Here is a 13448-nt window from a genome sequence, read left to right as displayed (position 1 = left end):
AGTTAGTGACCACTCTGCCGATTATGCAGCAGGCCAAGCAGATATTTACCATAACCGCTTGCAACCAACGGGTGCGCCAGTTGCTCTAGCTGCTCATCGTCAATAAAGCCCATGCGCCAAGCGATCTCTTCAATACACGCGATCTTCTGGCCCTGCCGTTTTTCAATAGTCTGCACGAACTGGCTGGATTCCAGCAGGCTGTCATGGGTTCCGGTGTCAAACCACGCATTGCCGCGGCCAAGCCGTTCAACATTGAGCTTACCTGCCTGTAGGTAAACCTCGTTCACAGTCGTAATTTCAAGCTCACCGCGCGCTGAAGGCTTGATACCCTTGGAAATCTCAATGACATCGTTGTCGTAGAAATACAGCCCGGTTACGGCATAATTGCTTTTGGGGTGCTTGGGCTTTTCCACAATCGATACGGGGTTAACGTCATCGGCGTCGAACTCGACAATACCATAACGCTCTGGGTCGCTAACTGTGCAGGCAAAAACCGTTGCCCCTTCCCTGCGCTCACCCGCACGGCGCACGCTATCGCCAACACCCGTCCCGTAAAAAATATTATCACCCAGCGCCAGAGCGGCATTGGATGAGCCGATGAAGCGCTCACCAATAATGAAGGCTTCCGCCAGCCCACGCGCCTCAGCCTGAATGGCGTATTCAAACCGCATGCCAAGGTCTTCACCAGTGCGGAGCAGCTCCTGATAAAGCGGCAAGGCACTTGGCGTCGAAATGATCAGCACTTCGGTAATACCTGCCAGCATCAGCGTGCTCAGCGGGTAATAGACCATCGGCTTGTCATAAACCGGGAGCAACTGCTTGCTAATGGAAAGGGTCGCAGGGTAAAGGCGCGTCCCGCGTCCACCTGCCAATATTATGCCTTTGTATTTAGACTTGAGCATGTATCTGATAGCATTCCCAAATGCAGTTGCTGGCTGACAAACATCGACTGACGGCAAACAAGCGATTAACCAGTATCCCTCGCCCACGCAAGAAGACCGTGTTTTCCTGACACCTTTTAGGCTCAAATCAAAAACAAGAGCCCCGTTAGGTAGCAACTATGCCATGCACCAGATCGTCCGACAATCCAAGATGCAACAGGCTCAAAATCAAGCATATCCCTCGGTCTTCAAGCTTTACACATTGCAACACAACCGACCGCCATCAGGCACTATCTATCTTGCAAGCACACCTGCCATCAAAACCCAATGAATACTGTCAATTTTGATCAGATTTTTTACGACAACCCAGCATATTCAAGAATGATTTTTCTCGAATTTTTATCTTTTCGAAATAATGTCAGCGATGCGTTTGGCACCAGAACATTCGGAAACATCGACAAGGGTATATTCAATAAATACTGGCTAATGACAGCAATGGGACCGGCATGGCAAACAGCCGCCAGAAGACCGGGGGCATCCAAGCGGGCTAGAAACTCCTGCTCCAGCCAGTCAATGGAACGCGCAGCCAGTTCCAGATGCGATTCACCTTCACTATAGCGATCCGAGAGTTTTTCGCCGAATTGAGGGAATTTTACTTTAAAATCCTCGGCACGCCATGACGCAAATTTTCCGGGATCCGTTTCGCCCAGCCTCGCATCAATCGACCAGTTTTTCTGATCAGAAAAAATAATCTCGGTGGTCTGGAGAGCCCGTTTCCACGGACTGGAATACACAATATCAGGGGCCAATCCGCGCTGCTGCATCAATCCACGCAGGCTTCCCGCTTGCTCCATTCCATACTGCGTAAGTTCATCGTGCACTGTCGCATTCAACAAGCCTGCGACATTCCCATGTGACTGGCCATGGCGGATAAGAAGAAGGTCCATGCTCAGCTTTAACCTTGCGAGATATTTTGCGGCAACGCGCGCAGAAACATTTTGGAAATATGCTCAACCGTAAAACGCTTATGCACATCTTCGAAGGCGTTTTTGCGTATCGTATTGCGCAATTGGGAACTGGTCAGCATTTCATCAAACGCCTGCGCCCATGCCTGTGCATTATTCTGCGCAATATAACCGGTTACGCGGTGCGAAATGGTGCCGCGATATGTCGGACAATCCGAATATATTGCCGGAATCCCTAGGCTCCCATAATCAACATATTTGATGGCCGACTTGCATGAGTTGAAGAAAAACGTGTCCGGATCTTCTTCCGCACCTAGAGGAACAATCCCAAACAAATACCCTTCATCCCGAATGGCCTTCTTATATTCAATATTCGCAAGACTACCGCGATGAACAAGATTGGGAAGATCGTGCATTTCGGGAAAAGCATCGCCCCAAAAATCAATTTTCAGCTGAGGGTTTTTCTCAACAACCTGCGACAAGCCTAAAAAAAACTGAGCTCTGAAATTTATGAGCTTAACACCATCCAGATTGGAAAAAATTATTTTAGGCGGTGTCTTTTCCTGCCAATGCCCCGGCGACAGATCAAACGACTGATGATCAAAACCGTTAGGGACAATGACAACACTGGAGTGACGCAGCTGCCGCATCTTCTCCTCCAGAATATGATTGGAGGCCGTGGCAACGCTCGCCTCGCGGATCATCGATGACACGTTGTCAACGAAGCCCGCGTTCATTTCGAGCACACTCCACGACGGCAGATCCAGCAGCCAATCATCTAAATCGTAGATCGTGTGCAGCCCCAGCTTGTTTGCCAACCTCATGATACTGAGCGACTGGTTAGAGACATGCTTGTTAAACAGCACGGCATCAAAGCGCCTGAGCGAATCGCTATCAATAGCGGTTTCGGAAAGCTGCTCCCACACCAGAAGATTGTGTCTTTGCATATAGGTGAGCAACGGCACAAATCTGGCACCTATAGTGCGAGATTCCATGTGACCGTCCGTCATGGACTGCCGCTGCACGACCAACAAACGTGGAACTTTGGAAGTGTCTGGAATCCGCATCAATCACAATCTTAATCAGGCCATTCGCCGTAACAGCACAGTCATATGTTTCGCCTCACGGAAAATATAGCCACACCGGCGGCCTGCCTCAAGACACGCGCCCTGCCGCCCGTGCATTCCAGATCATAACACAGGCACACCTCTATAGCGGCATCATGCTGCAACCAGAATGGCGTCAGGAATCTTACGAGACGGTATGGAACGCGAACCGCTGGATTATCTGGGGCAAGCAAAAACATCCAGTGAAGGCTGCCCAACAATGTGGACAAAGCCTTAGCTTGGCGCGCCCACATACTCTGCACAGAGAGACAGAACGCCACAACCCATTAATTTTAAAAAGAAAATATGGCGCGCCCTGCTGGATTCGAACCAGCGACCCACAGCTTAGAAGGCTGTTGCTCTATCCAACTGAGCTAAGGGCGCCCTGTTGTTTTCACGCATAAAGGCGAAGGCGCTTAAAATCAATGCGTCCAGTTCTGGATTCGGTCAGAACGGAAGTTATCGGCATAAACCTTGGGCCGCCGCAGACGCTCGGCTGGCGTTTCGACCTCAACGTCAATCCGTTCGCGCTTGGCGTAGGCCAAGGCCTCATCAAGCGTGTCAAACGCGAGTTTGATCTGGGAGCGGGAATCCGTGCTGCCTGTCCAGCCCATAAGGCTGTCCTGCTGTCTGGGGGCACCCTGCCCGTATTCGAGAACCCAGCGGCGCGTACCTGCGAGACCGGACTGACCGGCTGGTTTGGACTGTTTATAAACACGAGCTGGCATATCGGGGCTCCCCGCTTTTGCAGTGGTCGGCGCCCGGACTCGAACCGGGGGCCTCGTGTACCCAAAACACGCGCGCTACCAGGCTGCGCCACGCCCCGAACGAGCCAGAACCTAAGCGCACCGCCGCCCGCTGGCAAGAGCTGTAACATCAAAAAACCGATAAAATTTCAGCCAGCACATCGGGTTAGGCCGCCGTGTCACCATCTCGACCGCCATCAACCAGAGGTGGCACGAAAAGTGGCGCCGTATCCCATGGGAACAACACCCATGTATCCTGCGAGACTTCCGTCACGAAATGGTCGGTCAGCTCGCGCCCCTTGGGTTTGGCATACAGGCAGGCAAACACCGCCTTTGGCAGACGTTCGCGCACAAGCCGCGCGGTCACACCGGAATCCACCAGATCATCTACCACCAGAAAACCTTCGCCATTGCCCGCCGCATCCGGCTGCTTGACGATCACGGGCTCTCCCTGCTGTTCCTCATCGTAAGACACCACGGAAATGGTTTCCATCACGCGGCAGCCGAGTTCACGGGCAATAATAGCCGCAGGAATCATGCCGCCGCGTGTAATGGCCACCACACCTTTAAACGGCATGAGCGGCATAAGCTGGCGCGCCAGCGTGCGGGCATCCCTGTGCAGTTGGTCCCATGTCACGGTTGCGTAGTGCGTGGCCATTCCGTTTTCCATGTCGTGTGTCGTTCCATCAGAGAAACAGACATGCTCCGCAATCGGGCATCATGCAACGCATTAAAGAGGGGATATTCCAACGCATGGCCATGCCAGACTGGGTGTTGTCTTTCCCAATTTGCCTGCTCCATAATGAAACATGGCTTTTTCCCTGACGCTGCACAGCACCCTCGCCCCATGATAACGCCTACTCCCCCCGGCGCGCCCGTAAAGCCGGTCAGGCTGCTGCATACATCGGACTGGCATCTGGGCCATGAACTGTTCGGCCACACGCGCGAGGCCGAGCACGATGCCTTTCTGGCATGGCTGTCGGACACGCTGGAACAGACACAGGCCGATGCCCTTCTGGTCACGGGTGATATCTACGATGTGGCCAATCCATCCGTGCCCGCACAGCAACGGCTCTACCGGTTTATCGCCCAAATCCGCCAGCGCCTGCCGCGACTACAGATCATTATCATCGGCGGCAATCATGATAGCGCGCTGCGGATCGACCTGCCGGGCGCACTGGTCGATACAGATGTGCATTTCATCGGGGGACTACCCCGCCATGAACGCACGCCAGATATGGAGCGTATCTGTATCCCCCTGAAAAACGCTGATGGCATGACTGCTGCATGGCTGGCTGCTGTTCCCTTCTGCCGCCCTTCTGACCTTGAGGCCGATGGGCTTGCTGGGCTGTATGCCCGCATCATAACGGCACTAGCGCAAAAAGCGCATGACCTGCCTATGGTGCTGAGCGGCCATCTGCACGTAGCAGGGGGCGAGGTGTCCGAACTCTCCGAGCGCCGCCTTGTTATCGGGGGGGAGGAAGCCGCTGCCACCGACCTGTTCGACCCCGCGCCGCTTATGTCGCCCTTGGCCACCTGCACCGCCCCCAAACGCTCAACGCCGCCATGCCCATTCGCTACGCAGGCTCCCCTTTCCCGCTTTCCGCCACGGAACGCGCCTATCGCCACTCCGTAACGCTGGCCATCCTGGAGCCGACAGGCACCATACTGGATATCCTGCCCATTCCACGCCCGGTGGCTTTCCTGCGTATTCCCGAGCAAGGCGCGCTCCCGCTTGCGGACGCAGTAAAGGCTATACAAGCACTTGATCTGCCAGACCTGCCCCGCAGACTGCGGCCTTTTATTGAAATTGCCATTCTGGTCGATGGCCCTGAGCCACACCTGCAGGCCCGTATTCTGGCGGCTTTGGAAGACAAGCCCGTGCGCCTGACGCGCATCCGTCGCGTTGCACCCCAAAGTGGGCAGAACGCCGCCCCGAGTGAGCGCGGCCGGGATCTGGCCGACCTGCAGGCGAAAGATGTCTTTATCGCCCTGCATCAGCACAAACACCACAAACCACCGAGCGATGCCTTGAGCCGCGCCTTTGCCGAGCTGGTTCTGGCCGCCTCGCGCGAGGATGATAGCGGCCAGATGGATGAAAACAACTGATGCGGATCCTGTCCATCCATGGCAAGAACCTTGCCAGCCTTGCCGGAGAATTCTCGCTCGATTTCCGTGACGGGCCACTGGCCAATGCAGGTATTTTCGCCATAACCGGGCCAACGGGCGCGGGTAAATCCACCCTGCTGGACGCCATGTGTCTGGCATTGTTCGACAGCCTGCCCCGCCTTGATAGCGCCCCCCGTAGCGGTGAAAGCACACAGGATGGCCTGTCACCCAGCGACCCGCGCGGTATCCTGCGCCATGCCACGGGCGATGGCTATGCCGCACTCGAATTCGTAGGCCGTGATGGGCACAGCTACCGCAGCCAATGGAACGTACAACGCGCACGCAAGCGCCCCGATGGGGCCCTTCAGGCTTCCAGAATGGAGCTGACCTGTCTGGACGCGCATCCGGCGCTGCCAGACAAAAAGAAGGAAATCAAAGAGTATATTCTCAACCAGATCGGGCTGAACGCACAGCAGTTCGGCCGCGCCGTAGTGCTGGCGCAAGGAGAGTTCGAGGCTTTTATCAAGGCACCGGGCGATGAGCGCGCCCTGTTGCTCGAAAAGCTGACCGGCACGGCCCTCTACACCCGTATTGGCCAGCTTGCTTTTGAAAAAGCGAGTGCTGTCAAAAAAGCCTATCAGGCCATAGAGCAGCAGATCGCAGCAAAAAGCTGCCTCGCCCCCACGGCCCGTGCGGAGTTGGAGGCACACCATAAAACCGCGCAAGACAGCCTCACTACTAGTGAAGTCCATCTGAAAAACCTACAAACCCAGCAAGAGTGGCACACAAACCGTATCCAGCACGCCACACGGCTGGAAGAAGCCCACAAGACCCTGACCGCTGCCAAAATCGAGCAGGACAATGCCGCCCCCCGCCGCGATGCGTTGGCCCGTAACCTGAAGGCCCTTGCTCTGGCCGAAATCTGGCGGAATAGCCTTGCCGCGAAACAGACACACGAAGAGGCCAAAACAGCCGTCGAACAAGCCCGCATAGCGGAACAAGCTGCCCGCAACACTGTGCAGGCCGCCCGGCAAACGCTAACCGAGGCCGAAAACCACCTGACACAGGCCCAGCAACGGCAGACAGAAGCGGCCCCCCAACTGGCAGCCGCCCGCACGGTCGATCAGCACTGGCAACCGCCAGACAAGCTAACACCACAGCACGCGAAAAACATACTGCCTGCGAAGCTGAAAGCAGAGACACACACCAGCAGGCCGAACAGGCCACAGCAGCACTCACCAACGCCACGAACCTGAAAGCTGATTTGCAAGCATGGCTGAATGAACATCAGCCCCTTGAACGGCTCACGCATGATGAGCACGATATTACCGACAGGCTGACCGCCCGCCATGAGTTGGAACAGGGCATCCTGACCCTGCAACACACTCTGGCAACACAGGAAAAAGAACTGGACCTTGCGCAGGCGGCCATAAAGACCGCCCAGCAGGACTGCACAGCCGCTCAAACCTCTCTTCAGCAGGCCACCCAAGTCCTGCACGCGGCAAGAGAGTGCGCCCCCACCACGCAGCAAAGTGACGCACTGCAGGCGGAATATAACGCATTATCAAAAATAGAGCAGGATAATGCATCATTACAAAAAGACCTCTCGCTACTCCACCAGAGCAGGCAGGAATATAAGAACATTCTTGCAGACCTTGCCCGCCTGACACAGGAACAACAAACACGCCAGCAAGCCAGAGAAAATGCCGAACAGGCTTTACCTGAACAACGGCTCCGGGCAGAAGAAAAACGTAAGGCAGCCACACGACTTTCCGCCGCGACAGATGGCACGGCACGCCTGCTGCGCGAAGCACTGACACCGGGAGAGCCCTGCCCTGTCTGCGGAGCTACGGAACATCACCTTGCCTCTCTCACAACAGTGCTGGATGAGGCCGTGGAACAAGCGCGTGCGGAGACCACAGCCGCCGAGCAGGCTCTGCGCACCACCGAACAAACACTGACCGACCTGACAGCAGCCGATAAGGCCGCCCAACTGCCACTTGCCCGGCTGGAGCAGCAACAAAAAAGCCTCAAGCAAAAACTGAGTGAATACGAAACCCTCTGCGCACAGGCCACTACCACCCTGCATCAGGCCCTGTGCGCAGAGGGTGAAACACCAGCCCCCGATACCGAGGCGCAGACCCTCCGCCTCCGCACCCGACTGGACAGCCTGACCCAGCAAAAAACGGCCATGGCCCGAGCACAGGAAAAGGCGGAAGAAGCAGACAAAGCCGAACGGCAGGCCCGTATCAGCTATGAGGAACAGCGCAGGCTCTCAGACAACGCCGCTGAACGCCTGCGCATGGCCCAGACTGCCCACAGCACCACGCAAAGCGACCTGACAGCCGCCATACACAAACAGGAAGAGCTGACCCGCTTTCTGGCCAACAGGCTGGATAGAATTGCACCGGACTGGCAAAACCAGCCCAATCCCGGCCAGTGGCTGGCGCACAAAACAGCCGAGTGGCGAGATAAAAACACCCGCCTGCGGGCAAACGAGGCCGCCTTGCCCGAACTAAGTGCGCGGGCGGCTGAGGCCAGACAGGCCGACAAAACCGCACAGCAGCAGCTAGAAGCAGCACAACAGGCCCTGAAACTGGCTGAAACACAGTGTTCAAACCTTGAGCAGGAGCGTGCAACCCTGCTGGACGGGCAATCCGTGCAGGCCGTTGAAACCACGCTGGCTACCACCATACAGACAGCCAGCACACAGGAAAAAATCGCCCGCAATGCGCATGAAAATGCAAACCTATTCGCCGCAAAAGCCAGCACACAGAAGCAGGATTGTGAACACGCGGTTGTAACCACGCAAGAAAAATACACAGAGAGCCAGTGCCGCCTTGATGAACGTCTAGCAGAGGCCTCACTGAGTATCGCGGATGTGGAACGTGCCAACAACCTTGGCGCAACGGCTCTGGCAATTGAAGCCGACGCCCTACGCGCGCTGGAAACAGCCATAGCCACGGCGCAGGCAACTGTTGCCACCCATCAGCACCTATTGAACCAGCACGATACCACGCGCCCGACCGACCCCACGCCGGAAGGGATGTCGCTTGAGCAGACGATAAAGCTTGCGACAGCCGAGATAGAACAGGCAAAAACGACTGTGCAAGACATCTTGTTTCGCCTGCGGCAGGATGATGAGGCCCGCAGCCAGACAGAAAAACTGCATGCCGATCTGGAACAGGCCCAACAGCAAGGCAAAGTCTGGGAAGACCTCAACGATCTTCTGGGCGATGCCAAAGGCAAGGTCTTGCGCGGTTTTGCCCAGAACCTGACCCTTGACCGCCTGCTGGGCTTTGCCAACGAAAAGTTGGCTGACCTCAAACCCCGCTACACGCTCCAGCGCGCCGGGGGTGAAACGGCGGACAGCGCAATGCTGATCGAGGTGGTAGACAACGACATGGCGGGCCAGAGCCGTGGCCTGCACAATCTTTCTGGCGGCGAGCGCTTTCTGGTCAGCCTGTCGCTGGCACTGGGGCTGTCGGAAATGTCATGCGGGCATGGTGTGCGGATTGAAAGCCTGTTCATAGATGAAGCTTCGGCTCACTGGACTCCGCCAGCCTAGGGCAGGCCATTGCCGTGCTGGAGCATCTGCACGCACAAGGCCGCCGGGTTGGGGTGATCAGCCATGTCGAGGAACTGAAGGAACGTATTCCCGTCAAGGTCGAGATTACACCCGGTGCCAGCGGTCGCAGCACGCTCAGCATCATGACTGACTGAACCGACGCGGCCTGTCCGCCCCTTTCCAGCCAACGATTCGCAGCACCACAAAAGCGGCCTCGAAGCAGCATAAAACTGCCCTTAATATAAGGGACGAACGAGGGAGGCATTTTTATAGCCATTCCTGCATTTTTTTATGCTCTGACTGCATTTGAGGGCTGAAAGTGCTCGCACTGTGGCGTTCTGACCAATACAGAACGAATAGAAGTTGCGGTTAAGAACCTGTCGCAATACACCGAAAGCACGCGAGCCCGCACAGCCCGGTCTGGCATGTTTTTTTGACCCCTTACCCACGGCAGGACCTTGAGCACGGTGAAGGATTCAGAACCCATTCTGAACGTCTATCTCAGCCATCGCCTGCATTTTGTAGACGTGGCGGCAAGCATTGTCGGCTGCCGTGCCCGGGCTGAGGACATCGTGCAGGATGCCTTTATCAAGGCTTCGCTGGTGCATGGAAAAGGCACAGAAATACAAAGCCCAGTGCCTTATCTGCTGCAGGTTATCCGCAGGCTGGCCATCGATTTCCTGCGCTTTGGCCGTGTCCGCAATGAAACCGACATAGCGGATAGCGCCATTCAGAACCTGCTGAGCGACCCGCGTTCACCCGAAACCTATCTGAGCAACTGTGAGGAACTGGCAATTATCGAAACCGCGCTGGCCACCCTGCCTGAACGCATGCGTCTTGCTTTTGAAATGAAGCGCTTCGGCGGCTGTAAACTGCGCGAAATTGCCGTGGCACTGGATATTTCAACCGCGCGGGCCGCACAACTGGTGACAGAAGCCATGACAGCCTGTCAGGCGGCTCTTGATCAAGCCGAACCTAGAAACTGAACTGACTGCCTTTAAAAATGCACGCACGCCCCCTCTCTTTCATAGGACCGCTTTTGGTCTGCCGCCCGGTTGATGGAGCGTGGAGTGTCATGCCGTGCCTATGACAGATAACCCTTCCCCTTCGTACGACCCGCTGGGTAGCGAAGCCAGTCTGTGGATCATCCACCTGACGGAAAACCCGCATGACCCGGCTCTGCGCAGGGAGTTTTCCGTCTGGTTTGCCCGCTCCCCCGCGCATGCCCATGCCTGGGCGCGCGCGCTGCATGTCTGGCGACTGTCCGGTGCTACCGAACCGGTTCTGTTCCCTCACCCCAGTTCAGCCAAGACGCATAACAAGTCTGCCCCTTTCGCTGGCATGTCTGCTGCTTTTGCACGCGCCCCCTCTCCGGCTACCGTGCGGCGGACGGCCATGGCCTGCGCTCTTAGCGTCGCATTCTGTGCGGCGGGAGCACTTGTCCTGCCTGATATCCGTATTGCCCTGCAGGCCGACTACAGGACTTCAACCGGCAAAAACCAGACCATCACCCTCGCGGATGGCAGCATCGTCACGCTCGGCGCACGCTCGGCAATAGCCGTACATTATCGCCCACAGGCACGTGACATTACCCTGCTGGCCGGTGAGGCTTTTTTTCAGGTTCGGCATAATGCGGAGCGGCCTTTCCGCGTTACGGCCGGAGCCACGCAGGCACGTGATATCGGCACCCGCTTTGATATCGGGCTGGATTCAACGGAAGTGCGGATCAGCGTGCAGGAAGGCCTTGTGGGCGTATCCAATACCCCACAAGGGCAGGAACTCGTGCTGGGAGCGGGAGAAGAAATCCGGGTGGACCGCGCAACCGGCGGCATAACGCGCGAAACCGTTGTGCCGGACACCATTGGTTCATGGCAGACAGGCATGCTCGTTGTCAGCAACGATACGGTCGGGCATGTAACCAACACACTCAGGCGCTATTATTCCGGCTATATCGTAAGCTGGAACCCGGCCCTTCTCTCCCGGCATGTTGGGGGGGTGTATGATCTGGGCAACATCCCCGCCGCCCTCAGGGCTGCGGTTGTGCCATCCGGCGGGCGTGTGCGCGAAGTAGCGGATCATATGCTGATTGCAACCGCTGCCGCTCACCCCCGTAAACCCTGACCGCTTCAGGCGCCATGCCCGCACGGTTTTCTGACTCATCCTGCTTTATGAAAATAATTTGACAATCCACCCTATAAAAAGGCCTCAGCTTCCCGTCCCTATTTCAAATGCGATTCATTCTCATAGTTTGACAAGGCGACACATATGGAACCTGAACTTGCACCCCGCATCATGAGCCACCCAAGAAAACCCGGCCTGCGTCAGGCATGGCTCAACCGCCCGGTTATTCTGGCCATTCCAGCTGGCCTGTTTTTTGCCCTGACCAGCCTGAATACACTGCCCGCCCGAGCGGCAGACGCCTCCGTTGTGCAAGCCGCACAAACAGCAGCCCACGCGTATGACATCCCCTCCCAGCCATTAGGGCAGGCTCTGGCGGCTTATGGCAAGCAAACCGGTATTCAGATCACCTATGACCCGGCCCTGCTGGCAGGCAAGACATCCGCGCCGGTTACTGGCTCCATGTCCGCACAGGAGGCCTTGCAAAAACTGCTTTCCCAATCAGGTCTTTCCTATCGTTATGCCGGACGGGATACGATTGTTATCCAGAATGCAGCCACCAGCATCATGCTTGGCCCCGTGCGTGTTGCCGGTTCGGAACTGCCTTCCTCCGCCATGATAGGCAATCTGCCTGCCACCCTGCCCGGCGGGCAGAACGCACGCGGCGGGCAGCTTGGCATATTCGGCAACCGCGATGTCATGGACACACCGTTTAATACCACCATCTATACTGAAGACTTTATAGAAAAACGCCAGATCAGGACTATACGCGATGCCCTGAAGGACGACCCTTCCGTGCGCGCAGGCTTTGCTACCGGCACCGCCGGGGTCGAGCGTATACAGATCCGCGGTTTCAATATCGACAATCAGGATATGGCTCTGGGCGGCATTTACGGCATGCTGCCTTTTAACGGCATTACATCCGAACTGGCCGAGCGGGTTGAAGTGCTGCGTGGCCCCGCCGCCCTGCTGAACGGCATGACACCCGGCGGCAGTGTTGGTGGTGTGGTCAACATCATTCCTAAACGCGCACATGACAAGCCTATCACCAAAATCGAAGCGGATTACACATCCAACACGCAGTTTGGTGGCCATGCGGATCTGGGCAGGCGCTTTGGCAAGGAGAAACAGCTTGGCGTGCGGCTGAACGGCATGATCCGCTCCGGCTCCAGCCCTATTGACTACAACGACATGAAAACCGCTCTGGTCGCCTCAGGCATAGACCTGCGCCTGCATCATGTGCGCTTTTCCACCGATTTTGGCTATCAGGTGCGCGATATCAACGGTGTTCTGCCATATTATGATCTGGCCACCGGCATTGCCGTGCCAGATGCGGGGCGGGTGAAAAGAAACTTCAACCTGCCATGGAGCTACCTGAACGCGCAGGATTTCTTTGGTGTTTTCCGCAGTGAGGTCGATCTTTTCCGTAATTTTACGGCATACGGCACCGTGGGCGTTCATGACTATCAGGTCAAAGGCGCTTACTACCAGCAGATGATCATCAATGATTCACAAGGCAATGCGACAGCCTCCACCCCTGTCGGCATTGCCCAGCATGGGCGCTACCTCAATGCCGAAGTCGGGGTGCGCGGCAAGATCGACAGTGGCCCGATTACGCAGGAACTCGCGTTTTCCGCCAACCGGCTTGATTACATGCTGGGGCGACAGTTCGCCAACAACAACGCGGTCTCACCCGACAAGATCAACATCTATTCCGGTCTGGGCACCTATTATTCGGGCGGCAATATTGCCATTCCGGCCTCTGCCCCCATTGCCAGCACGGTCACTCTGGAAAGCCTCGCTTTTGCAGACACGATTTCCGCACTAGACAAGCGCATACAGGTAACGGGCGGCCTGCGCGTGCAGCGCGTGGAAAGCTCCAACTACGGATCGGATCATGTCGGCGTCAAAACCAGCAGCTACGATCAGACCGCCATCAGCCCCGCCGTTCTACG

The 13448-nt window shown here is 56.5% G+C and carries 13 protein-coding genes and 2 tRNA genes; 8 read left to right on the top strand and 7 right to left on the bottom strand.

Annotation, left to right across the window (positions count from 1 at the left end; translation table 11 throughout):
• Positions 1-2: 2 nt before the first annotated feature.
• The 7 genes from rfbA to gpt form a co-directional block, all read right to left on the bottom strand.
• Complete coding sequence (gene rfbA / locus JCM25143_RS07140) at positions 3-902, bottom strand: glucose-1-phosphate thymidylyltransferase RfbA (RefSeq protein WP_025860525.1); 900 nt, start codon at positions 900-902, stop codon at positions 3-5.
• A 335-nt stretch (positions 903-1237) separates the two neighbouring features.
• A complete protein-coding gene (locus JCM25143_RS07135; RefSeq protein WP_025860524.1) occupies positions 1238-1828 on the bottom strand; it encodes a histidine phosphatase family protein in 591 nt (196 codons plus the stop codon).
• An 8-nt stretch (positions 1829-1836) separates the two neighbouring features.
• Positions 1837-2841 (bottom strand): glycosyltransferase, encoded by a 1005-nt coding sequence (locus tag JCM25143_RS07130; protein ID WP_025860522.1) that lies wholly within the window; start codon positions 2839-2841, stop codon positions 1837-1839.
• Between the two features lie 418 nt (positions 2842-3259).
• A tRNA-Arg gene (locus tag JCM25143_RS07125) sits at positions 3260-3336 on the bottom strand.
• A 38-nt stretch (positions 3337-3374) separates the two neighbouring features.
• Positions 3375-3680 carry an ETC complex I subunit gene (locus tag JCM25143_RS07120; RefSeq protein WP_025860521.1) on the bottom strand — a complete coding sequence of 102 codons (306 nt, stop codon included), beginning with the start codon at positions 3678-3680 and terminating at the stop codon, positions 3375-3377.
• A 23-nt stretch (positions 3681-3703) separates the two neighbouring features.
• A tRNA-Pro gene (locus JCM25143_RS07115) sits at positions 3704-3778 on the bottom strand.
• 86 nt (positions 3779-3864) lie between these two features.
• Positions 3865-4356: a xanthine phosphoribosyltransferase gene (gpt, locus tag JCM25143_RS07110; RefSeq protein ID WP_025860520.1), complete on the bottom strand. Its 492-nt coding sequence runs from the start codon at positions 4354-4356 to the stop codon at positions 3865-3867.
• A gap of 189 nt (positions 4357-4545) precedes the next feature.
• Here gpt and sbcD point away from each other — a divergent pair, with 189 nt between their 5' ends.
• The 8 genes from sbcD to JCM25143_RS07085 all read left to right on the top strand — a co-directional run.
• The gene (sbcD, locus tag JCM25143_RS23745) at positions 4546-5334 is read left to right on the top strand and encodes an exonuclease subunit SbcD (protein ID WP_234395088.1); all 789 of its coding nucleotides are present in this window, start codon (positions 4546-4548) and stop codon (positions 5332-5334) included.
• Entirely contained in the window at positions 5265-5807 is a 543-nt protein-coding gene (locus JCM25143_RS23740; RefSeq protein ID WP_234395087.1) for an exonuclease SbcCD subunit D C-terminal domain-containing protein, read from the top strand. Before sbcD ends, JCM25143_RS23740 begins: the two co-directional genes overlap by 70 nt.
• A complete protein-coding gene (locus JCM25143_RS20740) occupies positions 5807-7063 on the top strand; it encodes an AAA family ATPase (RefSeq protein WP_051543044.1) in 1257 nt (418 codons plus the stop codon). Before JCM25143_RS23740 ends, JCM25143_RS20740 begins: the two co-directional genes overlap by 1 nt.
• 8 nt (positions 7064-7071) lie before the next feature.
• Positions 7072-9375, top strand: coding sequence for a hypothetical protein (locus tag JCM25143_RS20735; protein ID WP_051543041.1), 2304 nt, complete (start codon positions 7072-7074; stop codon positions 9373-9375).
• A gap of 14 nt (positions 9376-9389) precedes the next feature.
• Complete coding sequence (locus JCM25143_RS22305; protein ID WP_159101605.1) at positions 9390-9530, top strand: hypothetical protein; 141 nt, start codon at positions 9390-9392, stop codon at positions 9528-9530.
• Between the two features lie 312 nt (positions 9531-9842).
• Positions 9843-10361 carry a sigma-70 family RNA polymerase sigma factor gene (locus JCM25143_RS07095; RefSeq protein ID WP_025860519.1) on the top strand — a complete coding sequence of 173 codons (519 nt, stop codon included), beginning with the start codon at positions 9843-9845 and terminating at the stop codon, positions 10359-10361.
• A gap of 100 nt (positions 10362-10461) precedes the next feature.
• Entirely contained in the window at positions 10462-11496 is a 1035-nt protein-coding gene (locus JCM25143_RS17645) for a FecR family protein (RefSeq protein WP_025860517.1), read from the top strand.
• A 144-nt stretch (positions 11497-11640) separates the two neighbouring features.
• A partial coding sequence (locus JCM25143_RS07085; RefSeq protein WP_025860516.1) for a TonB-dependent receptor occupies positions 11641-13448 on the top strand: 1808 nt, incomplete at its 3' end.

This window comes from Acetobacter papayae JCM 25143, assembly GCF_000613285.1.
GTDB lineage: Bacteria > Pseudomonadota > Alphaproteobacteria > Acetobacterales > Acetobacteraceae > Acetobacter > Acetobacter papayae.
Note: the sequence above shows the minus strand (reverse complement) of the source record. Positions and strands in the feature narration are given on the sequence as shown.

Excerpts from the sequence above, each read along its gene's own strand:
- sbcD (WP_234395088.1), top strand. The coding sequence starts at position 4,546 with ATGATAACGCCTACTCCCCCCGGCGCGCCCGTAAAGCCGGTCAGGCTG.
- JCM25143_RS07130 (WP_025860522.1), bottom strand. The coding sequence starts at position 2,841 with ATGGAATCTCGCACTATAGGTGCCAGATTTGTGCCGTTGCTCACCTAT.
- gpt (WP_025860520.1), bottom strand. The coding sequence starts at position 4,356 with ATGGCCACGCACTACGCAACCGTGACATGGGACCAACTGCACAGGGAT.
- JCM25143_RS07120 (WP_025860521.1), bottom strand. The coding sequence starts at position 3,680 with ATGCCAGCTCGTGTTTATAAACAGTCCAAACCAGCCGGTCAGTCCGGT.
- JCM25143_RS17645 (WP_025860517.1), top strand. The coding sequence starts at position 10,462 with ATGACAGATAACCCTTCCCCTTCGTACGACCCGCTGGGTAGCGAAGCC.
- JCM25143_RS20740 (WP_051543044.1), top strand. The coding sequence starts at position 5,807 with ATGCGGATCCTGTCCATCCATGGCAAGAACCTTGCCAGCCTTGCCGGA.
- JCM25143_RS07135 (WP_025860524.1), bottom strand. The coding sequence starts at position 1,828 with ATGGACCTTCTTCTTATCCGCCATGGCCAGTCACATGGGAATGTCGCA.
- rfbA (WP_025860525.1), bottom strand. The coding sequence starts at position 902 with ATGCTCAAGTCTAAATACAAAGGCATAATATTGGCAGGTGGACGCGGG.
- JCM25143_RS23740 (WP_234395087.1), top strand. The coding sequence starts at position 5,265 with ATGCCCATTCGCTACGCAGGCTCCCCTTTCCCGCTTTCCGCCACGGAA.